General features: G+C 69.2%; 29 protein-coding genes and 1 tRNA gene. 19 read left to right on the top strand and 11 right to left on the bottom strand.

Annotated features, from left to right (window positions below):
• The first annotated feature begins 85 nt into the window (after window positions 1-85).
• A complete protein-coding gene (locus tag BEI_RS16180; protein WP_097790487.1) occupies window positions 86-769 on the top strand; it encodes an SOS response-associated peptidase in 684 nt (227 codons plus the stop codon).
• A 2-nt stretch (window positions 770-771) separates the two neighbouring features.
• Window positions 772-3621, top strand: a complete 2850-nt coding sequence (locus BEI_RS16185) for an insulinase family protein (RefSeq protein ID WP_097790488.1) — start codon at window positions 772-774, stop codon at window positions 3619-3621.
• 60 nt (window positions 3622-3681) lie between these two features.
• On the opposite strand, the gene sbcB is transcribed toward BEI_RS16185, so the two are convergent.
• The 4 genes from sbcB to minC all read right to left on the bottom strand — a co-directional run bounded on the left by sbcB (window position 3682) and on the right by minC (window position 7147).
• The gene (gene sbcB, locus BEI_RS16190; RefSeq protein ID WP_097790489.1) at window positions 3682-5172 is read right to left on the bottom strand and encodes an exodeoxyribonuclease I; all 1491 of its coding nucleotides are present in this window, start codon (window positions 5170-5172) and stop codon (window positions 3682-3684) included.
• Window positions 5173-5248: 76 nt separating this feature from the next.
• Window positions 5249-5500, bottom strand: a complete 252-nt coding sequence (minE, locus tag BEI_RS16195) for a cell division topological specificity factor MinE (protein ID WP_097790490.1) — start codon at window positions 5498-5500, stop codon at window positions 5249-5251.
• Entirely contained in the window at window positions 5497-6315 is an 819-nt protein-coding gene (minD, locus tag BEI_RS16200) for a septum site-determining protein MinD (protein WP_097790491.1), read from the bottom strand. The genes minE and minD overlap by 4 nt, the downstream gene beginning before the upstream one ends.
• 73 nt (window positions 6316-6388) lie before the next feature.
• Complete coding sequence (minC, locus tag BEI_RS16205; RefSeq protein ID WP_097790492.1) at window positions 6389-7147, bottom strand: septum site-determining protein MinC; 759 nt, start codon at window positions 7145-7147, stop codon at window positions 6389-6391.
• A gap of 235 nt (window positions 7148-7382) precedes the next feature.
• On the opposite strand from minC, the gene BEI_RS16210 reads away from it, so the two are divergent.
• A complete protein-coding gene (locus BEI_RS16210) occupies window positions 7383-10166 on the top strand; it encodes a DUF349 domain-containing protein (protein WP_097790493.1) in 2784 nt (927 codons plus the stop codon).
• 74 nt (window positions 10167-10240) lie between these two features.
• On the opposite strand, the gene phbB is transcribed toward BEI_RS16210, so the two are convergent.
• Entirely contained in the window at window positions 10241-10990 is a 750-nt protein-coding gene (phbB, locus tag BEI_RS16215) for an acetoacetyl-CoA reductase (protein WP_097790494.1), read from the bottom strand.
• A 192-nt stretch (window positions 10991-11182) separates the two neighbouring features.
• Between phbB and BEI_RS16220 the strand changes: the two genes are divergently transcribed.
• Both BEI_RS16220 and BEI_RS16225 read left to right on the top strand, forming a co-directional pair.
• A tRNA-Met gene (locus BEI_RS16220) sits at window positions 11183-11259 on the top strand.
• Window positions 11260-11726: 467 nt separating this feature from the next.
• Complete coding sequence (locus BEI_RS16225) at window positions 11727-12668, top strand: tetratricopeptide repeat protein (RefSeq protein WP_097790495.1); 942 nt, start codon at window positions 11727-11729, stop codon at window positions 12666-12668.
• A gap of 46 nt (window positions 12669-12714) precedes the next feature.
• On the opposite strand, the gene BEI_RS16230 is transcribed toward BEI_RS16225, so the two are convergent.
• Window positions 12715-13893, bottom strand: coding sequence for a MalY/PatB family protein (locus BEI_RS16230; protein WP_097790496.1), 1179 nt, complete (start codon window positions 13891-13893; stop codon window positions 12715-12717).
• A gap of 43 nt (window positions 13894-13936) precedes the next feature.
• On the opposite strand from BEI_RS16230, the gene BEI_RS16235 reads away from it, so the two are divergent.
• On the top strand, window positions 13937-14371 hold the full coding sequence (locus BEI_RS16235) for a hypothetical protein (RefSeq protein ID WP_097791131.1): 435 nt from the start codon (window positions 13937-13939) through the stop codon (window positions 14369-14371).
• Window positions 14372-14380: 9 nt separating this feature from the next.
• Here the strand turns inward: BEI_RS16235 and BEI_RS16240 are convergent, their stop codons facing one another.
• Window positions 14381-14719, bottom strand: coding sequence for a hypothetical protein (locus BEI_RS16240; protein ID WP_097790497.1), 339 nt, complete (start codon window positions 14717-14719; stop codon window positions 14381-14383).
• A gap of 46 nt (window positions 14720-14765) precedes the next feature.
• Between BEI_RS16240 and BEI_RS16245 the strand changes: the two genes are divergently transcribed.
• From BEI_RS16245 to BEI_RS16275, 8 genes are all read left to right on the top strand, one after another.
• On the top strand, window positions 14766-15578 hold the full coding sequence (locus BEI_RS16245) for a hypothetical protein (RefSeq protein ID WP_097790498.1): 813 nt from the start codon (window positions 14766-14768) through the stop codon (window positions 15576-15578).
• Window positions 15579-15652: 74 nt separating this feature from the next.
• Window positions 15653-16063 (top strand): acyl-CoA thioesterase, encoded by a 411-nt coding sequence (locus BEI_RS16250; RefSeq protein ID WP_097790499.1) that lies wholly within the window; start codon window positions 15653-15655, stop codon window positions 16061-16063.
• Entirely contained in the window at window positions 16060-16530 is a 471-nt protein-coding gene (gene ybaK / locus BEI_RS16255; RefSeq protein ID WP_097790500.1) for a Cys-tRNA(Pro) deacylase, read from the top strand. Before BEI_RS16250 ends, ybaK begins: the two co-directional genes overlap by 4 nt.
• Window positions 16531-16616: 86 nt before the next feature.
• Window positions 16617-16946 (top strand): hypothetical protein, encoded by a 330-nt coding sequence (locus BEI_RS16260; RefSeq protein WP_097790501.1) that lies wholly within the window; start codon window positions 16617-16619, stop codon window positions 16944-16946.
• Entirely contained in the window at window positions 16918-17439 is a 522-nt protein-coding gene (locus BEI_RS16265) for a DUF501 domain-containing protein (protein ID WP_097790502.1), read from the top strand. Before BEI_RS16260 ends, BEI_RS16265 begins: the two co-directional genes overlap by 29 nt.
• A gap of 41 nt (window positions 17440-17480) precedes the next feature.
• Entirely contained in the window at window positions 17481-17603 is a 123-nt protein-coding gene (locus BEI_RS19415) for a hypothetical protein (RefSeq protein WP_265331674.1), read from the top strand.
• 158 nt (window positions 17604-17761) lie between these two features.
• The gene (locus tag BEI_RS16270; RefSeq protein ID WP_097790503.1) at window positions 17762-18319 is read left to right on the top strand and encodes an LOG family protein; all 558 of its coding nucleotides are present in this window, start codon (window positions 17762-17764) and stop codon (window positions 18317-18319) included.
• Window positions 18320-18407: 88 nt separating this feature from the next.
• Window positions 18408-19379, top strand: coding sequence for an NAD(P)H-quinone oxidoreductase (locus BEI_RS16275; RefSeq protein WP_097790504.1), 972 nt, complete (start codon window positions 18408-18410; stop codon window positions 19377-19379).
• Window positions 19380-19518: 139 nt separating this feature from the next.
• On the opposite strand, the gene BEI_RS16280 is transcribed toward BEI_RS16275, so the two are convergent.
• Together BEI_RS16280 and BEI_RS16285 are read right to left on the bottom strand one after the other, a co-directional pair.
• Entirely contained in the window at window positions 19519-20010 is a 492-nt protein-coding gene (locus tag BEI_RS16280; RefSeq protein WP_097790505.1) for a hypothetical protein, read from the bottom strand.
• Window positions 20011-20090: 80 nt separating this feature from the next.
• Window positions 20091-20606 (bottom strand): tetratricopeptide repeat protein, encoded by a 516-nt coding sequence (locus BEI_RS16285; protein ID WP_097790506.1) that lies wholly within the window; start codon window positions 20604-20606, stop codon window positions 20091-20093.
• 219 nt (window positions 20607-20825) lie between these two features.
• On the opposite strand from BEI_RS16285, the gene BEI_RS16290 reads away from it, so the two are divergent.
• On the top strand, window positions 20826-21857 hold the full coding sequence (locus BEI_RS16290) for an NADP(H)-dependent aldo-keto reductase (protein WP_097790507.1): 1032 nt from the start codon (window positions 20826-20828) through the stop codon (window positions 21855-21857).
• Window positions 21858-21953: 96 nt separating this feature from the next.
• On the top strand, window positions 21954-22733 hold the full coding sequence (gene yaaA, locus BEI_RS16295; protein WP_097790508.1) for a peroxide stress protein YaaA: 780 nt from the start codon (window positions 21954-21956) through the stop codon (window positions 22731-22733).
• Here yaaA and BEI_RS16300 read toward each other — a convergent pair.
• Window positions 22730-23305 carry an isochorismatase family protein gene (locus BEI_RS16300; protein WP_097790509.1) on the bottom strand — a complete coding sequence of 192 codons (576 nt, stop codon included), beginning with the start codon at window positions 23303-23305 and terminating at the stop codon, window positions 22730-22732. The genes yaaA and BEI_RS16300 overlap by 4 nt on opposite strands.
• Before the next feature lie 106 nt (window positions 23306-23411).
• On the opposite strand from BEI_RS16300, the gene BEI_RS16305 reads away from it, so the two are divergent.
• The gene (locus BEI_RS16305; protein WP_097790510.1) at window positions 23412-24224 is read left to right on the top strand and encodes a Tim44 domain-containing protein; all 813 of its coding nucleotides are present in this window, start codon (window positions 23412-23414) and stop codon (window positions 24222-24224) included.
• A gap of 68 nt (window positions 24225-24292) precedes the next feature.
• Here BEI_RS16305 and BEI_RS16310 read toward each other — a convergent pair whose 3' ends face one another.
• On the bottom strand, window positions 24293-24496 hold the full coding sequence (locus tag BEI_RS16310; protein ID WP_097790511.1) for a hypothetical protein: 204 nt from the start codon (window positions 24494-24496) through the stop codon (window positions 24293-24295).
• A 359-nt stretch (window positions 24497-24855) separates the two neighbouring features.
• Here BEI_RS16310 and tnpA point away from each other — a divergent pair, with 359 nt between their 5' ends.
• Window positions 24856-25224, top strand: coding sequence for an IS66-like element accessory protein TnpA (gene tnpA / locus BEI_RS16315; protein WP_097788507.1), 369 nt, complete (start codon window positions 24856-24858; stop codon window positions 25222-25224).
• Window positions 25221-25556 (top strand): IS66 family insertion sequence element accessory protein TnpB, encoded by a 336-nt coding sequence (gene tnpB / locus BEI_RS16320; RefSeq protein ID WP_097788508.1) that lies wholly within the window; start codon window positions 25221-25223, stop codon window positions 25554-25556. The genes tnpA and tnpB overlap by 4 nt, the downstream gene beginning before the upstream one ends.
• The last annotated feature ends 63 nt before the right edge of the window (window positions 25557-25619 follow it).

The raw sequence follows: 25619 nt of genomic DNA on the forward strand, positions 1-25619 counted from the left end.
TCGACCAACGCAAGCCCGGCGAGCGCGGCGCTTTCCTCGCCATGAGGTCTTGGTTACCCTGACGCTCCCTGTTCCCGGAGGTTCCATGGCCGGCCGTCTTTATATCCCGCCCCTCGACCTCACGAGGCTGCTGCCGTCCCTGGCGATGGACGAGACACCGATCACCGGCGTCAACCTGGCCCCGCGCCGCCCGCTGTCGCTGATCCGGCCGGAGGCGGGGCGTCCCCGCCTGGGGCGGGCCTTCTGGGGCCTGACGCCGCCCTGGCTCAAGGTGCTCGACCACGCGCCCCACTGCGCCCGGGCAGAATCCCTGGAACAGCGTGCCATGTTCCGCGACGCCTTTGCCGCACGACGCTGCCTGGTGCCGGCGGGAGGCGTCTACGTCTGGAAGCCCCAGCCCCGGGGCAAGCAGCCCTTCCTGGTCACCCGCGCCGACCGCGGGCCGCTGCTGCTCGCCGGCCTGTGGTGTCGCTTCCACACCAGCCTCACCGAGTACAACGACTCCTTCGCGCTGATCACCGTCCCCGCCAACCCCCTGCTGGCCCCGCTCACCGACCGTCTGCCGGCGGTGATCGACGCCGCGGATGTCCCGACCTGGCTGGACCCGGCAACTCCCGAGGAGCGGCTGCGCGAGCTGCTCGTGCCGGCCTCGGGGGAACTCTTGGGCGCCTTTCCGGTATCAAGACGAGTGAACGATCCCAGCCGCCAGGAGGCCGCCTGCGCCCATCCCACCGGCCCCATGCTGCGACAGACAGCCCTCAAGGAGTGATCATGATTCGAGACGCCTGCCTTTTCCCGGTCGCCCGCCTGGCCGTGGTCGCGGGCCCGCTGCTGCCCGCCGCCGGACTCGCCCAGGCGACGACCGCCACCCCAGAGGCCGGAGTGGCGATGCAGGCCGTCCCCCACGTCAGCCCCGCGGACGACCGGGACTTTCGGGTGCTGACCCTGGACAACGGCCTCACCGCCCTGCTGGTCAGCGACCCCGAGGCCGACAAGGCCGCCGCCTCGCTCAACGTGGACGTGGGCAGCGCCCAGGATCCGGCCGACCTGGCCGGGCTGGCGCACTTCCTGGAGCACATGCTGTTCCTGGGCACCGAGCCCTACCCCGCCGCCGATGCGTACCAGGGCTACCTGTCCCGGCATGGCGGCCAGCACAACGCCTACACCGCCACTCAGGACACCAACTACTTCTTCTCGGTGGAGCCCGACGCCCTGGCCGGCGCCCTGGATCGCTTCAGCCGCTTCTTCATCGATCCGCTGTTCAACGCCGACCGACTCGAGAGCGAGCGCCAGGTGGTGCACTCGGAGTACATGGCGCGCAAGCGCGATGCGGCCCGTCGCCACCACGATGTCCTCGACCAGTTGCTCAACCCCGAGCATCCGGCCAACGACTTCTCGGTGGGCAGTCGGGACACCCTGGCCGACCGGCCCGAGGGGGAGCCGGGACTGCGCGAACGCGTGATCGACTTCTACGAGCGGCACTACGACGCCAACGTGATGCATCTCGCCGTGGTGGCTCCCCAGCCCCTCGACGAGCTCGAGGCGCTGATCACCGAGGACTTCGCCGCGGTGCCCGATCGCGGCCTGACCCGCCCGGAGATCACGGTACCGCTGGCCGACCACGCCCGGCTGCCCGCCGCCGCGGAGCATCGCTCGCTGCGCGACAGCCGCCGGCTGACCTTCTACTTCCCGGTCCCCGATCCGCTCCAGGCCTACCGGCTCAAGCCGGTCACCTACCTGGCCAACCTGCTCGGCCACGAGGGGGAAGGCAGCCTGCTGCAGGCGCTGCGCGAGGCCGGCTGGGCCGACGGCCTGTCCGCCGGCCTGGACCGCAGCGACGGCAGGCACGCGCTGCTCAGCGTGGATATCAGCCTGACACCGGCGGGCGCCGACCAACTCGACCGCATCCAGGCCAGCCTGTTCGCCGCCATCGATCTGATCCGCCGCCAAGGGCTCGAACCCTGGCGCTACGACGAGCAGGCCCGCCTCGCCGAGCAGGAGTTCCGCTTCCAGCAGCACGGCGCCCCGATGCGGGAGGCCATGCGCCTGGCCACCAACCTGTCCCGCTATCCGGTCGAGGACGTCAGCTATGCGCTCTATCGCATGGACGGCTTCGATGCCGAGCGCATCGACACCTGGCTGGCGGCCCTGCGCCCGGACAACATGTTGCGCCTGTACAGCGGCCCCGAGGTGACCGGCGAGCGCACCACGCCCTGGTTCGACGTGCCGTGGACGCCGGTGTCCCCGGACGCCGGCGACGCGGAACCCCTGGCCGGCCTGTCGCTGCCGCTGCCGAACCCCTACATCGCCGGGGACCTGACCCTGCTGGACGGTCAGGACGAGGCTCCGGTACGACGCATCGACACGCCGGCCTTCGACTTCTGGCAGATGCGCGACGCCAGCTTCGATACGCCCCGAGTCGAGTGGCGCTTCAGTCTCCAGCACCCGGCCGCCGGCCGCGATGCCCGCCAGGCGGCGCTGGCCCGGCTGCTGGCCGGCTGGCTCCAGGACAGCCTCAACGAGGCCCTCTACCCGGCACGGCTGGCCGGCCACCGCTTCGAGGCCTATGCCCACGCCCGGGGCATCACCCTGTCGTTCTCCGGCTGGCGGGATCGCCAGGGGCTGCTGATCGACCGCGTCCTCGAGCAGCTGCGCGAGGGCGAGATCGAGGACGCCGACGTCGCCCGGGTACGCCACCGGCTGCACCGGGAGTGGCGCAACGCGCCCCAGGACGCCCTCTACCGGCAGGCCGATCGCACCCTGGCCGAGACCCTGATCCGCCCGCAGTGGCCCACCGAAGCGCTGCTCGCGGCGAGCCGCGACCTCGATGCGGCCACCCTGAAGGCGTTCCGCGAGTCCTTCCTCGCCGAGCTTCACCTGGAGGCCATGGCGGTGGGCAACCAGACCGTCGAGGCCGCCACCCGCGAGGCCCGAACGGTGGCCGAGGCCCTGGCTCCGCGGCTTCCCGCGGCAGCCATCCCCGACTTGACGCCGCTTCAGGCCGAAGCCGGCCTGCCGGCCCTGACGCCGGACACCTCGCGGGACGAGTTCCTTGTCATGCGCTACCTGCAGGGACCGGACCGGTCCCTGGCGAATCAGGCCCGTCTCGCGGTCCTCGGCAGGCTGCTGGAGACGCCCTTCTACCAGCGGCTGCGCACCGAGGAGCAGCTGGGCTACGTGGTCAACGCCGGCTACCGGCCATTGCTGGACGCCCCGGGTATCGGCCTGCTGGTCCAGTCCCCGAGCACCGACAGCGCCACCATCCAGGCGCGCATCGACGCCTTCCTGGGCGACTTCGCCGAACGCCTCGAGGCTCTCGAGGAGCGCGATCTCGCGCCCTATCGCCAGGCCGTCCATGACGACCTGCTCACCCGCGATACCGGCCTCGCCGAGCGCACCAACCGCCTGTGGCGTGCCCTGGCCATGGACGATACCGGCTTCGACCGGCGCGAGCGGCTGGCCGAACGGGTCCTGGCGGTCACGCCAGACACGCTGCGCGAGATCTGGCCCCGCCTGGTCGACGGCGGCGTGGTGCACATCACCCATGACCCGGGCGATGACGCCAGCGACGTCATGGCGCTCAAGGCCGAGCTACCGCCGCTTCCCGACGGCGAAAGCTGAGCCGGAACGACGGCGCCCGGCCAGTTGAACTGGCCGGGCGCCGTCGTTGGGGAGCAGGAGTCAGCCGAAGGCCTGGGGCGGCATGATGGCCTCCACATGCATCACCAGCTCCTCGAGGATCTGGCGCTCCCGGTCGCCGAGCGGCGACTGGTTCAGGCGCTCGATCTCCCGGGCGAAGTCCTTCAGCGCGAAGCCGGCGATGGCCGGGTCGTTGATGCGCTCCCAGCGGAAGGCTTCCCAGCGGGCCTGCTCCTCGCCGGTCAGGGTATCCGGGTAGCTGCGCGCCCGGTAGCGGAACACCATCTCCTCCAGGCGAGGATCCTGGAAGGCGAAGCGGGCGTCCACCAGGTCCCAGGGATCCGCGGCCCGGACCCGCTCCATCTGCTGGCGATCCGACGGCGAGAAGAACCCCCCGGAGTACAGCATCAGGTCGGGGTCCCGGGGCGGCCCCGGGGGCGGGGCGGCGAAGGCCTCGCCGACGCGGGCCACCACCTCGGGATGCTCGGCCAGGGTCTTCCAGTGCCGGCGGCAGGCGTCCATGTCCAGCGACAGCCGTGCGACGAGCTCGCCATACTCTCCCTGACGGGGCCCGGCGGTGTCCTTCAGCGCGCTGGGCGGCAACACCACCGGACACTTGTTGATGTGGATGACCTTGAGCGGGATCCGCGTCTCCCCCTCGGCCAGGTCGTCGTTGCTGACGAAGACCCGCTCGCGGATCTGCTCGGGGGTCAGGGACAGCAATGGCTCGGGATCCACCGAGAGGTCATAGACGATGACCCCGTTGGGGTTGGTGGGATGCTCGGCCAGCGGCATCACCAGGGCGCTGCATCCGCGGCTCGCCGGATAGCGCCGCGAGATGTGCAGCATCGGCTTTCGCCCGGGCACGTCCAGTTGGCGAGCCACCTGGCGCTTGCCGCGAAGGCCCAGCAGGTAGTCGAACAACTTGGGGTTGCGGTCGCGCAGCAGTCGAGCCAGGGCGATGGTCGCCCGCACGTCGGCCAGGGCGTCGTGAGCCCCGGCATGCTCGATACCGTTGGCGGCGGTAAGGTCCTCGAGGCGGAAGCTCGGCGTGCCGTCCTCCCGGGTCGGCCACTCGATGCCGTCCGGGCGCAGGGCATGAAAGGCCCGCACCACGTCGATCAGGTCCCAGCGCGAGTTGCCGTTCTGCCACTCCCGGGCATAGGGGTCGAGCAGGTTACGGTAGAAGAGGTGGCGGCTGACCTCGTCGTCGAAACGCAGGCTGTTATAGCCCAGGGCGCAGGTGCCGGGCTCGCTCATCGCCGCCATGACGCGACCGGCGAACTCCGCCTCGGGAAGGCCACGGCGACGCGCCTGCTGAGGGGTGATGCCGGTGATCAGGCAGGCCTGCGGATGCGGCAGATAGTCGTCGGCGGGCTTGCAGAAGAGTTCCAGGGGCTCGCCGATCTCGTTGAACTCGGCATCGGTGCGAATGGCGGCGAACTGGGAAGGCCGGTCCCGACGCGGGTCGGCACCGAAGGTCTCGTAGTCGTGCCAGAGGAAGGTCAAGGGGGCGGCTTGCGACTGCGCCATGGGCGAGCTCTCCGAGCAGGCATGGGGAAATGGCCCCCAAGCCTAGCACAGGCCCGGCGACGGCTCAGCCGCCGCCTCACGCCTTCGGCAGGGTGACGTTGAGCTCCAGCACGGAGCAGTTGTCCTCGCTGTCCAGGCTGATGTTGATGGCATCGTCATCGACCTGGACGTAGCGGCGGATCACCTCGAGCAGCTCCTTCTCGAGCATCGGCATGTAATCCGGCTGGCCGCGCTGGCTGCGCTGATGCGCCACGATGATCTGCAGCCTCTCCTTGGCGACCGAGGCGGACTTCTTGCGCTCGCGCTTCAGGAATTCGAGTAGCTTCACCGACGACCTCCTCCGAACATGCGGCTCAACAGCCCCTTCTTCTGGTACTCGTGGAAGCGCAACGGGACGTCCTCGCCCAGCAGGCGGGCCACGGTGTCGGCATAGGCCTGGCCGGCATCGCTGGCCTCGTCATGGGTCACCGGGATACCGTGGTTGGAGGCCCGCAGGACCGCCTCGGACTCGGGGATCAGGCCGACCAGGTCGATGGCCAGGATCTCCTGGATGTCCTCGAGGTTGAGCATGTCGCCGCTGTCGACCCGGTTCGGGTTGTAGCGGGTGATCAGCAGGTGCTCCCTGACGGGATCCTCTCCCCGCTCGGCCCGGCGCGTCTTGGAGGCCAGCAACCCCAGGATACGATCGGAGTCACGTACCGACGAGACCTCCGGGTTGGTCACCACGATGGCCTCGTCGGCGAAGTACATCGCCAGCTGGGCCCCGCGCTCGATCCCCGCCGGGGAGTCGCAGACGATGTAATCGAAATCCTTGTTCAGGGTATTGAGGACGGTCTCCACCCCTTCCAGGGTGAGGGCATCCTTGTCCCGGGTCTGGGAGGCGGGAAGGATGTGCAGGTTGTCGACCCGCTTGTCGCGGATCAGCGCCTGATTCAGGCCGGCCTCGCCCTGGATGACGTTGACCAGGTCGTAGACCACGCGGCGCTCGCACCCCATGATCAGATCGAGGTTCCGCAGGCCCACGTCGAAATCGATGACCGCGGTCTTCTGGCCACGCAGCGCCAGGCCGGTGGCGATGGCGGCAGCACTGGTTGTCTTTCCGACCCCACCCTTGCCGGAGGTCACAACGATGATCTTGGCCAAGTGTCACATCCTGTCTGTCGTGTGATGGAAAAGGCGGCAGGACCGGGTCAGGCCGCCGGATCGAGTCCGCGCGTCACTCCAGGGCGGTAATGCCCAGTTGATCGTCTTCCAGGCGGACCTGGACGGCGGTTCCCAGCAGTCGCGGGTCGATGTCCTCGAGGCGCTTGTAGTTGCCCGCCACCGAGAGCAGCTCGGCGCGCAGCTCGCGGCAGAAGATGCCGGCCTCGGGATTGCCGTGGATGCCGGCCAGGGCCCGCCCGCGCAATGCGCCGTAGACATGCACGCTTCCCGCGGCGAGCACCTCGGCCCCGGCATTCACCGCTCCCACCACGACCAGGTCGCCTTCCGGCGCGGTGACCTGCTGGCCGGAACGTACCGTGCCCCGGTAGATCCGACCCCCGGTGCCGGCCGCCGCCGGGGCGGGCTCCCCCTCCGCCTCGTCGAGCGCGGGGTCGGCCGCCTCGGCCTGGGGAGCGGGGACGCCCTCCAGGGAGCGGGGCCGCGAGGCCTCCTGGGGCGGGAACCAGCCCAGGCCCAGGGCCCAGGCCGATTGCTTGACCGGATCCGCCCCGCCGCGCACTGCCACGGGCAACAGCTTGTGCCCCCGGCAGACCGCGCAGATCCGCTCGAGGGCCAGGTGCGGCTCGTCGAGGCGCTCGACGTTGAGCACCACGGGGGTGTGCTGGAAGAAGGCGGGGGACTGGCTGAGCTTGCCGGCGAGTTGCTCGCGGATACGCTCGGGATCGGCACTGTTCAGTTCCATGACCGTCATCGGCAGCATGCCGCCCTTGAAGGTGAATGCCATGCCGTCCCTGTCCACTTTGAGACTCATTGCCGAACTCCACGTCGGGTGATGGTCGAGGGCCTGCTCCCAAGCTAAGCGAGCGATCTCGATCCCGCAACCGATCATAAGGCAGGCCGGCCTGCCTTGTCAGTGTCTCATGACGGCTACAGTCGGCTCGAAGCCCACTTTTCTGCCGGCACGTCGCATGCTTAGATAAGTCCATGATCCCCGTCGCCGCGATCGGCAGGACCGCGACGGATGTCGACCCATTCCAGGACCCCTCATGCCAGGACTCCTTCGTCGCCTGTTCGCCCCCCGCTGGCAGCACCCGGATCCCGCGGTGCGCCGCCAGGCCATCGGCCGCCTCGACCCGCTGCAGCCGAACCAGCGCCGCCTGATCGAGCGGCTCGCCGTCGATACCGACGCCGCGGTGCGCCGAGCCGCCCTGGCGCTTCTCTCGGACCCCGAGCGGCTGCTCGACCTGCGCCGGGAAGGCGGCGACTCCCCCGAACTGCGCGACCGCCTCGCCGTCCTGCTGTGCGGTCGGGACGGCGGGCCGGAACTGCCTCGACGCATCGCCCTGGTCGAATCGCTCGACGATGGCGAGCTCGCCGAACGCATCGCCCTGGAAGGGGACAACCAGCAACTGCGCCTGGCCGCCCTGGCCCGCCTCTCCGACGAGGCGACCCTGATCCGTCAGGCCTGCGAGAACGGCATCGCGGCGGTACGCCATGCCGCCGCCGCGCGGGTCGAGAGCGAGACCGGACTGCAGCGCCTGGTCCAGGAGGCCCGCCGGGACCGGCAGGTCGCCCGCCAGGCACGGGAACGCCTCAATCGCCGGCGCGCCGACGCGGCCTCCCTGGCGGCGGCCAGGGCCCGGCGGGAGACCCTGCTCGAGCGGCTCGCGGCCCACGCCCAGGCGACCTGGGAACCCTTGTACGGCGGCCGCTTCCGTCACCTGATGCGCGAATGGAACGCCATGGAGGACCTGGCGGATGCCGAGCAGGAGCGGCGCTACCAGGACGCCTGCCAGCGATGCCGCAAGGTCATCAGCGACCATGAGGCCCACGAGCATGCCCAGGACGCCGCCGAGCGTCGCCGGGAGGACGCCGACCAGGCCCGACAAGCCCTGGTCGAGTCCCTGGAGGAAAGCCTCGAGGGCCTGCGACACGGCGAGCAACTGGCCGACCAGGACATCGCCAGCCTGCGCGCCCAGAAGCAGCTGCTGGCCAACCGCTGGCAGGCCCTCTCCGAGCATCACCTCGCCGATGCCGGGCTTCGCCGGCGCTACGATGCCGCCCTCGCCGGTTACGAACACATCGTCCAGGCTCGGGTCCGCCTCGACGAGCGGGCCGATGCCATCGAGCAGGCCCTGAAGGACGGCGATCGCGACCGCCTTGCCTCCCTCGTCGAGGCCTGCGGCTGGCCCGAGGACCTGCCCCCGGCGGCACTGCTGCAGCGCGCTCGCCGGCAGCTGGCCGCCCAGCCGGCCGACGAGGCGCCCCTGGACGTGCGGCTGTCGCGTTTCTCCGAGGACCTCGATCGACTGGAGCGACTGCTCGAGAGCGGGGCCTTCAAGGGGGCGAGCCGGCTCCACCAGCGCCTGCGCCAGCAGCTGGAGGGGCTGCCCGCGGAGCACGCGGGGACGCAGCGCTCCCGGCTCAAGCGGCTCGGGGCCCGCCTGGCGCAGCTCCGCGACTGGCGCGGCTTCGTCGCCGGGCCCAAGCGCGACCAGCTATGCGAGGCCATCCAGGCGCTGGCGGAAGACACCGGGCTCACCGACGCCGAACTGGATCGGCGCCATCGCCAGCTGGTCAAGGAGTGGCGGGACCTCGGCGACGCGGCGGCCAACCGGGAGCAATCCGCGACCTTTCGGGCGGCCTCGGATCGGATCCATGAGCGGCTCGGCGATTGGCGGGCCCGTCGGGACCGGGAACGCCGCCACAATCTCGCGGCGCGAGAAGCCCTGTGCGATCAGCTCGACACTCTGCTGGCCCAGCCCGCCGCCGAGTCCGACCCCGATGCCCTGCGCGAAATCCGGGACCGGGCCCGCCAGCAGTGGCGCCACTTGTCGCCCGTGCCGAGGCAGGAGGCGGAGGCGATCGGGCGACGCTTCGGCCGGATTCGCCACGACCTTCAGGCATTGATCGAGCGCCGCGCCGCCGAGATCGCCGAGGCCAAGCGTCGACTGGTGGAATCGGCCCGGGAGTTGCGCGACCGCGAGGACCTCGCCCCGGCCCGACAGGCAGAGCAGGCCAAGGCCTTGCAGCGTCGCTGGCGCGAGCTGGGCCGAGCGCCCAAGGGCGTGGAGCAGACCCTGTGGCGGGAATTCCGCCATCTGTGCGACGACATCTTCGCGCGCCGGGATGCCGCCCGCAGCGACCAGGCCCAGCGCGCCCGGGCACGGCTGGATGCCATGCAGGCACTCATCGACCGCCTGGATGCCTGGCAGCCGGCCCACAGCAGTGAGGAAGCCCAGCTGGAGGCGGCCATCCAGGAGGCCTCGACCCTGGAGCCCCTGCCCTCTGGCCGGCGCAGCGAGGGCATGCGTCGGCGCTGGTCCGGAATCGTGCGAGCCCGGCGAGAGCGCCTGGAGCGGCTGGCGCTGATGGAGGAGGTCCAGCGCTGGCGTCACGTTCGCCCGCTGCTCGATGCCCACCTGGAGGCCGATGCGAACCGCCTCGCCCAAGGGGAGGCACGGGTCGTCCCCCTTCCCGACGGGCTGTCGCTGCCCGAGACCCTCCGGCAGGCCCATGATCGGCGCAACGCGGCGCGAGCCGCCCCGCCTCCGGCCGAGGAGGTCGAGGAACGCCTGGCGAGGCTGCGCGTCCACCTCTCCGTGCTGGCCGGCGACCCGGTCAACCACCGAGACGACCCGCTGCGCCTGGCGATCCAGGTGGAGCGTCTCAACGAGAACCTGGGACGCCCCCCCTCCCGCGCCGAGGAGCTGCACGGCGTGCTCGGCGAGCTGCTGGCCACGGGACCGCTTCCGCCCTCTCTGTGGGAGCGCGAGGTCGCCGAACTCGACCGCAGCCTGGAGAGCCTGACCCAGCTCCCGCCCCCCTGAGCCCAACGCGACGGCGCGAGGCCCAAGCCTCGCGCCGTCGATTCTCCTCGTGGCCGTGTGCCGGGCAGGAACGCTTATCCGCCCATGAACTGCCCGCCGTTGATGTCGATGTTGGCCCCGGTGATGAAACCGGATTCCTTGTCGGCGAGGAAGACCACCAGGCGAGCGATCTCCTCCGGCGTCCCGTAACGCTTGACCGGGATGGTCTCCCGGATCGCCTCACGGACCTTCTCGGGAATCTTCATGATCATGTCGGTGGCGATATAGCCCGGCGACACCGTGTTGACCGTGATGCCCTTGGTGGCGGTCTCCTGTGCCAGGGACATGGTCAGGCCATGCATGCCCGCCTTGGCCGCGGCGTAGTTCACCTGACCGAACTGGCCCTTGCGGCCGTTGATCGAGGAAATGTTGATGATGCGTCCATGGCTCTGCTCGAGCATGTCCTCGATCACGCTGCGGCAGGTGTTGAAGACGCTGTTGAGGTTGGTGTCGATGACCTCGCTCCACTGCTCCGAGGTCATCTTCTTGAGGGTGCCATCTCGGGTGATGCCGGCGCAGTTGACCAGCACACTGATGGGACCATGGGTGTCATGGATCTCCTTCGCCCCCGCCATGCAGGCATCGTAGTCGGAGAGGTCGACGCCGGACAGCGCGATGTTGTCGTAACCATCCGCCTTCTGTTGCTCGAGCCAGGCCTTGGCCTTCTCGGGGTTGTGGTACCCAGCGACTACCTGATAGCCGGCATCGGCCAGGGCGCGGCAGATGGCGCTCCCGATGCCTCCGGTTCCTCCGGTCACCCAGGCTACGGCAGTGGATGTTGTCATTAATACTCTCCCTGATGGTTGACGACCGATGACAGGGCCGGCGGCCCCGTCCCTCGGCGACAGTATGGTCGCCCAGGCTGTCATTCTCGTGACAGCTCAAGCCGAGTATGGACCAGGGGGCGCGGACAACTCGAGTGTCGAAAAGCCTCTGTTGACCCACGTCACTTCCCATGTATAATGTGCCCACATCGATGCGGGGTGGAGCAGTCTGGTAGCTCGTCGGGCTCATAACCCGAAGGTCGTCGGTTCAAATCCGGCCCCCGCTACCAAACATCAGAAAAAAGCCGATACCTCCGAGTGTCGGCTTTTTTCATGGGCCGACGACGGTCGTCGGTTCCCTCTCGCCTCAACCCCGGCGGCTCCCGCTACCAAGTTTCAGGAAAAGCCGATGCCTGCATGGCGTCGGCTTTTTTCATGGGCCGACGACGGTCGTCGGTTCCCTCTCGCCTCAACCCCGGCGGCCCCGCTACCAAACATCAGAGAGAAGCCGATACCTCCGGGTGTCGGCTTTTTTCATGGGCCGACGACGGTCGTCGGTTCCCTCTCGCTTCAACCCCGGCGGCTCCCGCTACCAAGTTTCAGGAAAAGCCGATGCCTGCATGGCGTCGGCTTTTTTCATGGGCCGACGACGGTCGTCGGTTCCCTCACGCCCCATCCCTGAGCCTCACCCCTTGAATCTCTCCCTCATCACCCGCATCTCATCTGCAAACTCATCCTCATCCAAGGCCAGACCATCATGCCGATCGTGGATCCCCGTACCGGTGAACCGCTCACCTCCGACAGCAACGCCGAAACGACAGCCGCCGCAGCCCAGGGCGCGGAACAGTCCCGCGACGACCTGATCATCGACGTCGACCGCAGCAACATTCAGCAGTTGCTCGAGACCTCCATGCAGGTCCCGGTGCTGCTCGACTGCTGGGCACCCTGGTGCGAGCCCTGCAAGAACCTGATGCCGGTGCTGGAGAAGCTCACCCAGGAATACAACGGCGCCTTCCTCCTGGCCAAGCTCAACATCGACGACAACCAGGATATCGCGGGACAGCTGGGGGTTCGCTCGGTGCCGGACGTCAAGCTGATCAGCCAGGGCGGCCTGGTGGACCAGTTCCAGGGGGCCCTGCCGGAGAAGCAGATCCGGGAGTGGCTGGGCCAGTACTTCCCGGCCCCCGAGGCGGCACAGATGAGCCCCGAGGAGGAGGCCGCCGCCGCCCTGGAGACCGGCGATATCGCCACCGCCCGCCGGATCTACGAGGAGCTCGTCCAGCAGTGGCCGGACCACGCCCCCTACCAGGTGGAACTGGCCCGCACCCTGGTAGCCGCCGGCGAGGCCGCCGAGGCTCGCGCCCTGCTGGACGGCCTGCCGCCGGAGGAACGCGATGCACCGGCGGCCCGGGGAGTGCGCGCCAGCATCGAGTTCGGCGAGGAGGCGCCGACCGCCGAAGAGCTCGCCGCCCTGGAAGGCCGCGATGACAGCGAGGCCAAGTATCGGCGCGCCCTTCGCCAGGTGGCCGACGGCCAGTACGAGGCCGGCCTGGAGGCGCTGCTGGCGTTGATGAAGCAGGATCGCACCTATGGCGACGATGCCGCCCGCAAGACCCTGCTGCGGGTCTTCGACGCCCTGGGCGCCGATCATCCCCTGACGGTGACCTACCGCCGCAAGCTCTTCGCTCAGCTCTACTGAGTGTCCCGACACGGCCGCCCTCGAGGCGGCCGCGTCGGTTCGTGCCTCACCGCCCGAGGACGCCGTCCAGGCGGCACAGGGCCTCCTCGAGCTGAGCGGCGGTGGTGCCGAAGTTGAGCCGCACGAAGCCCGGCCAGCCGAAGGCGGCCCCGTCCGACAGGGCCACCCCGCTCCACTCCAGCAACGCCCGCTGGGGGGACTTGTCCGTCTCCTCGAGCGCCGGCGCCTCGCGCAGGTCCAGCCACGCCAGGTAGGTCGACGCCGGAGGGGCCATCGACACCCCTGGCCAGGTGGCCACCCGTTCGACCAGCCGCCGGCGGTGACCGCGGAGGGTCTCGAGCAACGCCTGGCGCCAGGGGTCGCCGTGACGATAGGCGGCTTCCGCCGCCACCAGTCCGAGGACATTGGCATCCGGTTGAAGCCCCTTGGCCAGGGCGGCATAGCGGCGGCGCATCTCGGGATTGGGAATCACCGCGCAGGCGGTGGTCAGGCCGGCGAGGTTGAAGGTCTTGGACGGGGCCCAGAGCGTCAGGATGCGCTCGGCGAGCGCCGGATAGGCCGCCGCCAGGGGGATGTGGCGAGCGCCCTCGTCGAGCAGCAGATCGCAGTGCAGCTCGTCGGAGACCACGATGAGATCATGGCGCTCGACCAGTGCGGCCAGGCCATCGAGCTCCTGGGCACGCCATACCCGGCCGGTGGGATTGTGGGGCTGGCACCACAGCAGCAGCCGGGTCTCCGGGGTGATGGCCGCCTCCAGGGCCTCCAGGTCCAGGCGCCAGTCGCCTCCGGTCTGCTCGGGGGGGCGCATGGCGGCCTGCTGGGGGAGCCGGCCGGTGCGTTCGGCCACCTGGAGGAAGGGCGGATAGATGGGGGTCACGGTGAGCACGCCCTCTCCCGGCTCGGTCAGAGCCAGGCTCGCCATGTGCAGCGCGGGCACCACGCCCGGCAGCCACAACTGCCAGCCGGGATCGATGGTCCAGCCATAGTGCTCGGCGCTCCAGTCGCAAAGCGCTTGCCTGAGGCTGTCGGGCACGAGCCCATAGCCGTAGACGCCGTGCTCGACCCGCTCGTGCAGGGCCTCGATCACCGCCGACGGCGAACGGAAATCCATGTCCGCCACCCACAGCGGCAGCACGTCTTCCCCGTAGTGATGCCATTTCTGGGAGGGCCAGTCGCCCCCCGACGGGTGGCGACGCTCCACGGGCGTGGCAAAATCGAAGCTCATCGGCTTTCCCTGTTCCGAAAGGTCATGACGAATGAACGAAACCATGCCGCAAAGCGGCTTCTATGCCAAGGTACGCCACGGCCTCCCGGCGGTGATCGCCCGCTGGCTGGACCTGGGGCGTGGCGATGCGGATCGCCTGGCCCTGATCCTGACCGAGACCGCCCGGGTCGCCAAGCTGGGCGAGCCCGACGCCACGCCCAGCGGGACGACCCTGCAGCACTGGGCATGCCCCGGCCACGGCGACGACGTCCCGCTCTGGGCCGGGCGCACCGCCGTCTTCCTGCTGGTCCAGATGCCCGCCCGACCGGTCCCCGCCGATGACGCGGAGGCTTGCGCCTGGGCCTATTGCTGGCTGCGCAACCGTGAGCCGGCGACCTTCGAGGCCGCCGCCGAGGCGCTGCCCGACCACCTTCGCGAGCCCCTGGACGCCGCCCTGAAGGCGGCCTGGACCGACCGCCAGGGCCTGCGCCTGGTGTAGGCCCGGACGCTAGCGCCGCCGGGGGGGCCGCTTGGGACGGAACCCGGCGGGCTTGGTGGCCAGCCATTCCACGAAGGACCGGATCGACGGGTGCGCCATCAGGGCCTCGCGGCTACGATAGTGCTCGGCCAGCTCGCGCTCGCCCAGCACCGCGTGCACCTGCTTGTGACAGGGGTGGCAAAGCCAGAGGATCGCCGTGAGGCGCTCTGCCCGGTCGAAGCGCCGCCGGTAACGCGCCTTGCCATGCAGGGCGCGGGGGATCAGGTGATGCTTGGTGAGCGGCGCGGCCCGCCCGCAGAGCTCGCACCGTTCGGGGCGTGGCGGTGGCGACAGATCATGAGGGGCCATGAGCGCCTCGACGACAGACATTCCTCTCAAGGATAAGGGAACCGGCATGGACGTTCCGTTGAGTTGGCAGCTCGCCAAGCTCCTGGTCTCGATCGGGGTCGTGCTCGGACTCTCGGTGATCGCCGAGCGGCTCAGCACCCGGGTGGCCGGCCTGCTGTCCGGCTATCCGCTGGGCACGGCGATCGCCCTGTTCTTCATCGGCCTGGAGATCTCCCCGGCCTTCGCCGCCGAAGGCGCCGTGCACACCCTGGCCGGCTTCTCCGCCACGCTCGCTCTCGGCGGCGGCTATCTCCTGGGGGCCCGCCGCGATGGGCTCCCGGGGGTGCTCGCCGGCACCGCGGCCGGCCTGGTCGCCTGGCTGATCGTGAGCGCGCTGCTGACTCGGGTCGACTTCACGCGCCTGACCGGTACGCTGACCACCCTGGTGGCGATCGCCGTGTTCATTCGGCTCTATCGCCGAGTGCCGGACATCGCCGCCCAGCCCAAGGGCGGCTTCTCCTGGGGCGCCCTGGCACTCCGGGCCGGGCTGGCCGCCGGTATCATCTTCCTGATCACCGGCCTGGCCCATGTGCTGCCCTCGGCCTGGGCCGGGGTCATGGCCGCCTTCCCGGTGACCATGTACCCCTTCCTGGTGATCCTCCACCTGACGCATGGCGCCGCGCCCGTGGCCACGGTGATCAAGCACTACCCCGCCGGACTCGGCTCGCTGCTGTGCTATGCGCTGAGCGTCTCCCTGACCTACGACACCCTGGGCCTGGCCTGGGGCACCCTGATCGGCTTCGCGGCGGCCACCGCCTGGCTCGTCGCCTGGACCCGCGGCCTGGCCTGGTGGCAGGCCCTCCGTGCCACGGCGACTTGAACTTGACCGAGCGCTTGCTCGGGAGTAATGCTGATGGGCCGGCCATTCCGGCTATCGTCCGACGAGGAGCCCGCATGTTCACCCGCACCATCGAGCCCGCCTTCTACGACACCGACGCCCTGGGGCACGTCAACAACACCCGCCTGCCGGCCTGGTTCGAGCTGGCCCGCAACGACCTGTTCAAGCTCTTCACGCCGGACCTGGACCCGGGACGCTGGCGGTTGATCATGGCCCGCATGGAGATCGACTACCGCGCCGAACTCTTCTACGGCGCCGACATCGAGATCCGCACCTACCTGACGCGGCTGGGCAACAGTTCCTTCACCGTGACCCAGGAGGCCCGGCAGAACGGCGTGCTCGCCAACCTCGGCCATACCGTCCTGGTTCACTACGATCACCAGGCCAAGCGTGCGGTCCCCATCGCCGGCGAGCTTCGCGAGGCCCTCGCGGCCCACCTGCAGGAGACGGAGGCCGCTGACGCATGACGCCGGCCGTGAGGGCCCTGGAGAAGGCCGGCGTGACCTTCTCGGTGGCCAGCTACGAGCACGACCCGCGCCGTCCCGCCTATGGCGAGGAGGCCGCGGAGGCCCTGGGCCTCGATCCCGACCGGGTCTTCAAGACCCTGCTGGCGAAGCTCGACGATGGCGGCCTGGTGGTGGCGATCGTCCCCGTCTCGGCCCAGCTCGACCTCAAGGCCCTGGCCCGCGCGGCCGGGGCCCGCAAGGCCACCATGGCCGAGCCGGCCGAGGCCGAGCGGGCCACCGGCTATGTGGTGGGAGGCATCAGCCCCCTGGGCCAGAAGAAGCGCCTGAGGACCTTCATCGATACCGACGCCGAGAGCCTGTCCCGCCTTCACGTCAGCGGCGGTCGCCGGGGACTGGAACTCGAGCTCGCCCCCGCCGATCTCGCCCGGCTGCTGTCCGCCCGCTTCGCCCCCCTGGCTCGCCGCTGAGGGTGCAGGGAGCCGAACCGGGCCCGGCGCGGTCCCAGAGATACTGCCTCGGCCCCGCCGAGCCCGCCCACCCGAGGGAGCCGCCGATGGCCATTCGCTACGACCTCTGGCTCGACCCCGACAACGTCGCCCGCCACCGCGCCGTGGAGGCCGACCTGGAACGCTTCTTCCTGGAACGCTTCGCGGACTTTCCCCACATCCGCTTGTTCGGAGCCGACCCTTACGATTATGATGCGCCCTTCAACCGCCTCTATGACGTCCTGATGGCACGCGCCGGCGAGTACTGCGAACGGCACTGGGACTATGTCCCCACCCCCGAGCAGCTCAACCGGACCTTCTTCCGGGCCGTAGGACGCTCCAACAAGTTCATACGAGACGACCCCGACGATGGTGATCCGCCCCGACACGATGCCTGACGAGCGACAGCTCGCCATCATCGCCGAGCAGCTCGGCCGCGCACCCCGCGGCATCGAGGCGCTGGCCGCCACCGACGGCGAGGGTACGCCCCTGGTTCTGCGCATGGCGCCCATCGTCGATGGCAAGCCCTTCCCGACCCTCTACTGGCTGAGTTCCGAGCGGCTCAAGATCGAGCTCTCCCGCATCGAGGCCGCCGGCGTCATCAAGACGCTCGAGGCCCGCCTGAGGGAGGATCCGGACTTCCTGGCCGCCTATCACCGCAGCCATGAGGACTATGTGGCCACCCGCTGGCGATGCATGACGCCGGCCCAGCGTGACGAGGTCGATCGCCGCGGCTATGGCGAGGTGCTGCGCGAACGCGGCATCGGCGGCATCGCCAACTGGGACCAGGTGCGCTGCCTCCACACCCAGTACGCCCACCACCTGTGCGGCGACAACGTCATCGGCCAGTGGCTCGATGCCGAATACGGCGTCATCGACGGCCTGCCCTGAACGACTCCCCCTCCCCGACGACACCACAACAGGAGATCCCCATGTACCTCGACGCCCACGTGATCGCCAGCCTTGCCCTGATCGCCAGCCTGATCGGCATCAGCGTCGGCGGCATCGCCCTGCTGCGCCAGGCCATGAAGCGCGACGCCTCCCGCGCGCGCTGAGTCTCGCTCGGCTTTCACAGCGAAGGGCGCCATCCGGCGCCTTTTTTTCGTGCCATCGTTCGGCGAGCCGGCGTCCTGGCCGGGTCACCCCGGCCCCGCACCCCGTTCGTCGACGCCTGGCAGACTGCTAACCTAGAAGGCTCATCAAGGAGGACACCATGTCGAGATTCTGCGTCTACCTGGGCTCGCGGGAAGGCCGCGACCCGGGTTTTCTCGCCGCGGCCCGGGCACTGGGCGCCACCCTGGCGCGGCGCGGCCACTCCCTGGTCTATGGCGGCGCCCGGGTGGGCATGATGGGCGCGCTCGCCGACAGCGTGATGGCCGCCGGCGGCGAGGTCACCGGGGTGATGCCCGATCACCTGGTGGAGCGCGAGCAGGCTCACCATGGCCTGACGAGGCTCATTCGAGTGCGCAACATGCATGAGCGCAAGGCCAGCATGGCCGCCCACAGCGATGCCTTCATCGCCCTGCCCGGCGGCATCGGCACGCTGGAAGAGCTCTTCGAAGCCTGGACCTGGCAGTACCTGGGGCTGCACGACAAGCCCATCGGGGTCCTCGATGCCGATGGCTTCTATGCCCCGCTGCTGGCCTTCCTCGACGCCACCGTCGACCACGGCTTCCTGGATCCCCGTACCCGCGCGAACCTGATCGATGCCACCTCTCCGGAAGCGCTGATCGAGGCGCTCGAGGCCCGCCTGGACGCCGCTCGACGGTAACGGCGGGATCTCCGTATCCTGCGGCCGCCCCGCGACGATCGATCACGACGACGGTCGCCGACTTCCCCCACCATCGAGGAGCGACAGCATGCTAGCCATTCACCACGATGCCGACCGCCTCGCCTGGGGCGAGACCCCCGCCCACGCCGCCCCCGGCCCCGGCGAGGTCCGCCTGCGGGTCGCCTGGGCCGGGGTCAATCGGGCCGACCTGATGCAGCGTGCCGGCCACTACCCTCCGCCCCACGGCGCCTCGCCGATCCTGGGTCTCGAGGTCAGCGGCACGGTGATCGAGGCCGGCGAGGGCATCACCGAGCTCCCCCCCGGCCAGCGGGTCTGCGCCCTGCTCGCTGGCGGAGGCTATGCCGAGGAAGTGGTGGTGGACGCCCGCCAGGTGCTGCCACTGCCCGATGGGCTGGATCTTCGCCAGGGCGCCGCCCTGCCCGAGGCGTTCGCTACCGCCTGGCTCAACCTCTTCATGGAGGGGGCCCTCAGCCCAGGGGAGCGGGTGCTGTTGCATGCCGGGGCCAGCGGAGTAGGCACCGCCGCCATACAGCTGTGCCGGGCCTTCGGCCATCCCTGTTTCGTCACCGTGGGCAGCGAGGACAAGCTCGCCGCCTGTCGCGAACTGGGAGCCGAGGCAGGCTGGAGCCGTCACCAGGGCAGCTTCGTGGACGCCGTCAAGGCCTGGGGCGCTGTCGACGTCATCCTCGACCCCGTGGGGGCGAGCTATCTGGCCGACAACCAGCGGGTGCTCAACACCGACGGCCGTCTGGTGGTGATCGGCTTCATGGGCGGACGCCAGGCGCCCCTGGACTTCGGCCGACTGCTGATGAAGCGCCAGCGACTGATCGGCTCGACCCTGCGGGGACGGCCGCCGGCGGGGAAGGGCGAGATCCTGGCGCAGTTGCGCCGACATGTCTGGCCACGCCTGGCCCACGGCGAGATCGTGCCCTTGATCGAGCGTGCCTGGCCGATCGCCGAGGCCGACGCGGCGCATGCTCACATGAGGCGCGATGCCAATATCGGCAAGGTGCTGCTCGAGGTGTCCGGAGAGACCTAGGCAATATCCGAAAAGTGTCTGCGCTCGGCTAGACGGCGTTAATCATCAACTCCTAGTCCTCATTTACCGCTCGTAAACTCTGGCTTTTCGTTGATGTCTGCCTTGTCTAGCCTTCGCTCGCCGACGGTTCTGACACGGCCTAAGCCTGCGTCAGGGTGCGCTGATAGGTGAGCTGCAGCAGCAGGGCGTCCTCCCCCGCGCGGTGGCGGTGGATGCCCCGCTCGCGGATGATCGCCTCCTTGGTGGCGCTCCAGCAGGCCAGCTGGGCCTCGCTGAGCAGGCGGCGCAGGGCCTCGAGGCGGAAGGCCGGCAACATGCCGGCATGGTGGAAGAGCAGCGACAGCCAGGTGTTGTCGTAGCCCCAGCTGTCGCTGTAGGCCACGCCGATCTCGGCCAGCTCGTCGTTGAGCCAGCGGGCAACCTGGCGCACCGGGTAGCCCTCGCGCTCCAGGCGGCCACGCGAGATGCCGTGCAGAAGCTCCGCCTTGGGGTCCCAATGGGTCCATTCCGCCAGCGGCTGGACGAGGAAGGCGCAAGTGCTGCCATCCGGGCGGGCCAGGCCGACCTCGATGGGGTAGCTGCCGCGCCCGAATCCGGACGCTTCGATATCCAGCAGTGTCGGTAGCGTCACGGGCTGGTGGGTCCTTGATGATGAAAGCCACCGCTCATTGGCGGCCGGTGTCTCCGCCTCGTCGTGAGGCAGCCATCATCCTAGTGTCGCGTCCCGGCTTCGCCCATGTCCAGCGACTCGGCGAGACCGGCCTGACGCTCGGCCAGGGCCTGCCAGTGCTCGGCGCGCTCGGGATCCTGCTCCAGGCCCAGCTCGCCCTGCCGGTAGGCTCGGGCGAGACGCTCGGCGGCGAGCGGGTGGCCCGCCTCGCCGGCCCGGGCATACCAGGTCACCGCGCGGTCGTCGCGGCGGGGGTAGAGGGCGCAGCCATGCTCATAGATCTGGGCGGCCTGGTACTGGGCCCGAAGGTCCCCGCCCTGGGCGGCCTCGAGAACGTAGCGGGCACCGCGGGCCTTGTCCTGGGGGGTGATGCCCCGATGGAAGAGCATGTGGCCGTAGAGCGACAGGGCCGCGGGGTGGCCGGCATCGGCGCAGCGCTGGAAAAGGTGCATGGTCAGACGCTGGGTGCGCGGCGAGCGGGGCAGCCAACGGGTGTGGAACAATTGCTGCGCCAGACGGTACTCGAGCCGAGTGAACAGTGACGATGCCTGCTGCATGGCAAACAACCTTGCGTCCAGTGGTTCGAAAGATGACGTCGAGCACCACCCTGTGTCCGGCGTCGATCCTGGGTTGAGCGGCCCGCCGGCCTCCGCCGGGGCAACGGGTGGGCAAGCATACGCCCGCCCAGGCGGCGACTCAACCCCTCGGCGTTTACGTTGCCTGCCCCCAAGGCTAACATGCGATGCCTATCGCCCACGCCAATCCAGGAGTGACGGATGCAGACCCGCCCGCTGGGCCAGACCGGCCTCGAGGTCAGCCGGCTGTGCCTCGGCACCATGACCTTCGGCGAACAGAACACCGAAGCCGAGGCCCATGAGCAATTGGACCGAGCCGTCGCCTTCGGCATCAACTTCATCGACGCCGCGGAGATGTACCCGGTGCCGGCCCGGCCCGAGACCCAGGGGCTCACCGAGGCCTATATCGGCAGCTGGCTCAAGGGCCGCGGCTCCCGGGATGACGTCATCATCGCCACCAAGGCCACCGGCCCGGGCCTCGAGCACATTCGAGGCGGCTCTCGCCTGACCCGCGACCAGCTCCACCGCGCCGTCGACGACAGCCTGTCGCGCCTGCAGACCGACTACATCGATCTCTACCAGCTCCACTGGCCCGACCGTCGGGCCAACTATTTCGGTCGCCTGGGCTACACTCCGGATCCCGAGGAAAGCCTCACCCCCCTGGAGGAAAGCCTCTCGGCCCTGCAGGAGCTGGTCGAGGCGGGCAAGATCCGTGCGGTGGGCCTCTCCAACGAGACGCCCTGGGGCGTGATGCGTGCCCTCCACCTGGCGGAGACCCTGGGCCTGCCGCGGGTCGCCTCGGTGCAGAACCCCTACAGCCTGCTCAACCGCACCTTCGAAGTGGGCCTGGCGGAGATCGCCCACCGCGAGGGCGTGGGCCTGCTGGCCTACTCGCCGCTGGCCTTCGGCAAGCTGTCCGGCAAGTACCTCGACGGCGCCAGGCCGGAGGGCGCACGACTGACGCGCTATGAGCGCTTCCAGCGCTACGACACGCCGCTCGCCGACGAGGCCGTGCGTGCCTACGTGGACATCGCCCGCGAGCATGATCTGGATCCGGCCCGAATGGCACTGGCCTACGTCAATTCGCGCCCCTTCCTCACCAGCAACATCATCGGTGCGACCACCATGGAGCAGTTGGAAAGCAACCTGGACAGCGAGGCGCTGCGGCTCTCCGACGAGGTGCTCGAGGCCATCGAAGCCGTGCATCGGCGGATTCCCAACCCCTGTCCCTGAGCCTCGAGCCGGCCCCGGGCATGGCGGTCCATGCCCCCCCGGGGCCGGCGGACGGCTGGTATACTCGTCCCGAACCCCCAGGCACAGGAGCGCCCCATGCTGAGCGTGATCTCGCCCGCCAAGACGCTGGACTTCGAGACACCGGCCACCACACCCCAGTACACCCAGCCGGACTTTCTCGACCGAAGCCGCGAGCTCATCACGATCCTGCGTGACCTCTCTCCCCAACAGATCGGTGAGCTGATGGGGGTCAGCGACAAGATCGCCGGACTCAATGCCGCCCGCTTCGCGGATTGGCAGCCCCCCTTCTCCCCGGACAACGCCAAGCCCGCGGCCCAGGCGTTCCAGGGGGACGTCTACGTGGGGCTGGAAGCAGCCTCGTTCGACGAGGAAGACAACGCCTTCGCCCAGGATCACTTGCGCATCCTGTCCGGCCTCTATGGCCTGCTGCGCCCCCTCGACCTGATCCAGCCATACCGCCTGGAAATGGGCACCAAGCTGGCCAACCCCGTCGGCAAGGACCTTTACGCCTACTGGAAGCCCACCCTGACCGCCGCCCTGGATCAGGCCGTGGCGAACAGTGGCAGCCAGGTGCTGGTCAACCTGGCCTCCAACGAGTACTTCAAGGCCATCGACGCCAACCGGCTGCAGGCCCGGGTGATCACGCCGGTGTTCAAGGACGAGAAGAACGGCCAGTACAAGATCATCAGCTTCTATGCCAAGAAGGCCCGCGGCCTGATGGCCGCCTGGATGATCCGCCAGCGCCTGGACGCTCCCGAAGGACTCAAGGATTTCGACGTGGCCGGGTATCGCTATGATCCGGCCCAGTCCCGGGGCGATACCCTCGTGTTCTGCCGCGACGAACAGGACCGCTAGTAGAATCGCAGAGGGCGAGCCGACCGCTGTCGCAGGAATCGACGGTGAACGTCCTCGAAGCGAGCGTCGTCACAGCGCTCCAGCCACTCGTAGGCCACCATGTCGGCGCTCACCGCCCAGGCCCCGGCACGCTCCAGGCGTCGCCGGGCCAGTTCGGCCTCGGCCGCACGACGGCTGACCGTCGCTTCCGTCAACCAGGCCACTTCGTAGCCCGCCTCGAGCAGCCCGAGGCCGGTCTGCAGCACGCAGATATGCGCCTCGGCCCCGCACAACACCACCTGATGCCGGCCGCTGCCGGCCAGTGCCTCGGCAAACGCCGGCTCGGCATGGGCATCGAAGTGCACCTTCTGCCAGCATTGGTGCTCTCCCGGCCCCTCGAGCAGACGCGGATCGCTCCCGCCCAGGCCCGCGGGATATTGCTCGGTCAGCCAGAGCGGCACCTCCAGGGCCTGGGCCACCCCTCCCAGCCATGCCGCCTCGGCGACCGCCTGATCGCCGCCGTCGATGACCGGCAACAGCCGCTCCTGCAGATCGACGATCAACAACAGGCTGTTCTCCCGTCTGAGTCGCATCGGTTTTCCTCCAGGCATGATGACGATGCCAGGGATCAGGTTAGCCGCTAGAATGGTGGCTTCGAAAGACCCCGGGCTCCCGCAGCCCCCTCATGGAGACCCCTCGATGCGTCAACTCCTCGTCATGCTCGTCGTCGGCGTGCTGGGCTTCGGCCTGGCCGTCGACCACGCCGACGCACGCCGCCTGGGCGGCGGCAAGAGCGTCGGCAGCTATTCCCGCTCCGTGGATTCGCCGAGTGCCACCACGACTCGCTCCACCGGTACCGCGGCAGGACAGCGCAGGCCATCCAGCGGCCTGTCCCGCTTCGCCGGCCCCTTCGCGGGCATGCTGGCGGGCGGCCTGCTGGCCTCGCTGTTCTTCGGCGGCGCCTTCGACGAGCTTCGCCTGTTCGATATCCTGCTGATCGGCGGCGCGATCTTCCTGCTGATGCGCCTCCTTGCCCGGCGTCGACCGAGCATGGCAGGCGGTCCGCAACAGCCCGCTCCCGAGGCACGGCCCCAGGCCTTTCAGGCCAATCCTCTCGGTGGCGGGGCCGGGCTGGCTCAGGAGCCGGCCTGGTTCGACCGGGAGCGCTTCCTCGGCGGGGCCAAGGAGCACTTCATGACCCTGCAGCGGGCCTGGGACAACAACGACTTCTCGCAGATCCAGGACTACGTCACGCCCGAGCTCTACAACCTCCTGCGTCAGGAGCGCGACCAGCACCCCGCGAACAACCGTACCGAGATCGTGCGCCTTTTCGCGGAGCTGGGCAGCGTCCAGGAAGTGGGTGCCCAAGCCGAGGCCACCGTCCTCTTTCACGGCATCATCGACGAGAACGGGGAACAGAACGCCTTCAACGAGACCTGGCACCTGGTGCGCGAGCTGCGCGACGGCGCCCCCTGGTATGTGCAGGGCATCGAGCAGAATCCCGGCGCCTGACGCCCCTTGAACGACGAAGGCCGGGCATTCGCCCGGCCATCCGCCGACGGCCTGTGGAGCCGTCAGGGCTAGTAGCCCGACTCCTCTGCCGATTCCTGGATATCCTCTCCCATCTCCTCCACGGCTTCACCGGCGTCTTCCATGGCATCGTCGACCTGTTCGCCGGCTTCCTCCGCCGGTCCCTCCGCTTCTCCCTCGCAGGCGGCCATCCCCATGGCCATCATGCCGACGAGCAGGGCCATGGCCCACTGACGCAGAACCCGCTGTGTCATGTCCTCTCCTCCTGAGATGGTCCTTTCGGTTGCATGCCTACAAAGGCTAGCCTTCCCTCGCCGATGCGGCCAACGGGAGTGCCGAAAGCCCAATCCGTCTTGTCGGCAGGATGCGACAGGCGGGCAGGCGCGCGTACTGCCCCTGAGGACAGTCCCTGGGGTGTCCGGTTTCCCGGCGGTCGGAGAAAAATTGGGCATATCGCCGCTCCGCGTGAACTCGCTTCACGGCCAAGCTCGGCATGGTGGTCTTGCATGGTGGGAGTTCAGCTTCACCGTAACCGGTCGCTGAACACACCTTCTGCGAAGGGCCTTGGCCGGTGACAGTAGGTGCCCACGTAACAATAGATGGGCACCTATTCATGACATCCCCAAGCACCGAACGCGAGGTCCGTCGTCGCCGTCGCTATACCCCGTCGTTCAAGGCCAAGATCGTCGCGGCCTGCCTACAGGGCGACGCCTCGATTGCCCAGATCGCCCTGCAGCACGGGCTCAACACCAACCTCGTCCAGACCTGGATTCGCAAGGCCAAACGCCAGAGCCAACTGCCGACCGTGCCGGAGTTCGTGCCACTTCCGGCCCCGGCAGCAACGGCTGATTCCCCTACGCCTCCCACTTCCGCCGCGGCAATCCGGATCGAGGTGCCCTCGGCGCATGGCACGATCACCGTGCGTTGGCCGGTCGCCGAGGCGGCCCAGTGCGCGCAGTGGATGAAAGGGCTGCTGGGATGATCCGTATCGACGAGATCTGGCTGGCCACCGAGCCGCTGGACATGCGCGCCGGCCCGGATACGACGCTGGCTCGGGTGGTGAAGGTGTTCGGCGCGGCTCGCCCGCACTGTGCCTATCTCTTTGCCAACCGTCGCGGCAACCGCATGAAGGTGCTGGTTCACGATGGCCTGGGCGTCTGGCTGTGCGCCCGGCGTTTGAACCAGGGCAAGTTCCACTGGGCCGGTAACTGGCACGGCGATCGCGTCGCGCTGTGTTCCGAGCAGGTGACGGCGCTGGTGCAAGGCCTGCCCTGGCAGCGTCTCGGTGCCGACGGGGTGATCTCGGTCGTGTGATGAGCGGCACAGACTTGGCGGCCCGGCTATTCGCGGATGCGCTAATCCCGCTGTCGCCGGCGG

It is taken from the genome of Halomonas beimenensis (assembly GCF_002549795.1).
GTDB lineage: Bacteria > Pseudomonadota > Gammaproteobacteria > Pseudomonadales > Halomonadaceae > Halomonas > Halomonas beimenensis.

Coding starts and splice junctions, on each gene's coding strand:
- BEI_RS16310 (WP_097790511.1), bottom strand. CDS start 24,496: ATGACACAGCGGGTTCTGCGTCAGTGGGCCATGGCCCTGCTCGTCGGC.
- BEI_RS16265 (WP_097790502.1), top strand. CDS start 16,918: ATGGTGATCCGCCCCGACACGATGCCTGACGAGCGACAGCTCGCCATC.
- yaaA (WP_097790508.1), top strand. CDS start 21,954: ATGCTGAGCGTGATCTCGCCCGCCAAGACGCTGGACTTCGAGACACCG.
- BEI_RS16270 (WP_097790503.1), top strand. CDS start 17,762: ATGTCGAGATTCTGCGTCTACCTGGGCTCGCGGGAAGGCCGCGACCCG.
- BEI_RS19415 (WP_265331674.1), top strand. CDS start 17,481: ATGTACCTCGACGCCCACGTGATCGCCAGCCTTGCCCTGATCGCCAGC.
- tnpA (WP_097788507.1), top strand. CDS start 24,856: ATGACATCCCCAAGCACCGAACGCGAGGTCCGTCGTCGCCGTCGCTAT.
- BEI_RS16305 (WP_097790510.1), top strand. CDS start 23,412: ATGCGTCAACTCCTCGTCATGCTCGTCGTCGGCGTGCTGGGCTTCGGC.
- BEI_RS16245 (WP_097790498.1), top strand. CDS start 14,766: ATGGACGTTCCGTTGAGTTGGCAGCTCGCCAAGCTCCTGGTCTCGATC.
- minC (WP_097790492.1), bottom strand. CDS start 7,147: ATGAGTCTCAAAGTGGACAGGGACGGCATGGCATTCACCTTCAAGGGC.
- BEI_RS16300 (WP_097790509.1), bottom strand. CDS start 23,305: ATGCGACTCAGACGGGAGAACAGCCTGTTGTTGATCGTCGATCTGCAG.
- BEI_RS16240 (WP_097790497.1), bottom strand. CDS start 14,719: ATGGCCCCTCATGATCTGTCGCCACCGCCACGCCCCGAACGGTGCGAG.
- BEI_RS16230 (WP_097790496.1), bottom strand. CDS start 13,893: ATGAGCTTCGATTTTGCCACGCCCGTGGAGCGTCGCCACCCGTCGGGG.
- phbB (WP_097790494.1), bottom strand. CDS start 10,990: ATGACAACATCCACTGCCGTAGCCTGGGTGACCGGAGGAACCGGAGGC.
- ybaK (WP_097790500.1), top strand. CDS start 16,060: ATGACGCCGGCCGTGAGGGCCCTGGAGAAGGCCGGCGTGACCTTCTCG.
- BEI_RS16285 (WP_097790506.1), bottom strand. CDS start 20,606: ATGCAGCAGGCATCGTCACTGTTCACTCGGCTCGAGTACCGTCTGGCG.
- BEI_RS16290 (WP_097790507.1), top strand. CDS start 20,826: ATGCAGACCCGCCCGCTGGGCCAGACCGGCCTCGAGGTCAGCCGGCTG.
- BEI_RS16260 (WP_097790501.1), top strand. CDS start 16,617: ATGGCCATTCGCTACGACCTCTGGCTCGACCCCGACAACGTCGCCCGC.
- tnpB (WP_097788508.1), top strand. CDS start 25,221: ATGATCCGTATCGACGAGATCTGGCTGGCCACCGAGCCGCTGGACATG.
- BEI_RS16185 (WP_097790488.1), top strand. CDS start 772: ATGATTCGAGACGCCTGCCTTTTCCCGGTCGCCCGCCTGGCCGTGGTC.
- BEI_RS16250 (WP_097790499.1), top strand. CDS start 15,653: ATGTTCACCCGCACCATCGAGCCCGCCTTCTACGACACCGACGCCCTG.
- BEI_RS16225 (WP_097790495.1), top strand. CDS start 11,727: ATGCCGATCGTGGATCCCCGTACCGGTGAACCGCTCACCTCCGACAGC.
- BEI_RS16210 (WP_097790493.1), top strand. CDS start 7,383: ATGCCAGGACTCCTTCGTCGCCTGTTCGCCCCCCGCTGGCAGCACCCG.
- BEI_RS16235 (WP_097791131.1), top strand. CDS start 13,937: ATGCCGCAAAGCGGCTTCTATGCCAAGGTACGCCACGGCCTCCCGGCG.
- BEI_RS16180 (WP_097790487.1), top strand. CDS start 86: ATGGCCGGCCGTCTTTATATCCCGCCCCTCGACCTCACGAGGCTGCTG.
- sbcB (WP_097790489.1), bottom strand. CDS start 5,172: ATGGCGCAGTCGCAAGCCGCCCCCTTGACCTTCCTCTGGCACGACTAC.
- BEI_RS16275 (WP_097790504.1), top strand. CDS start 18,408: ATGCTAGCCATTCACCACGATGCCGACCGCCTCGCCTGGGGCGAGACC.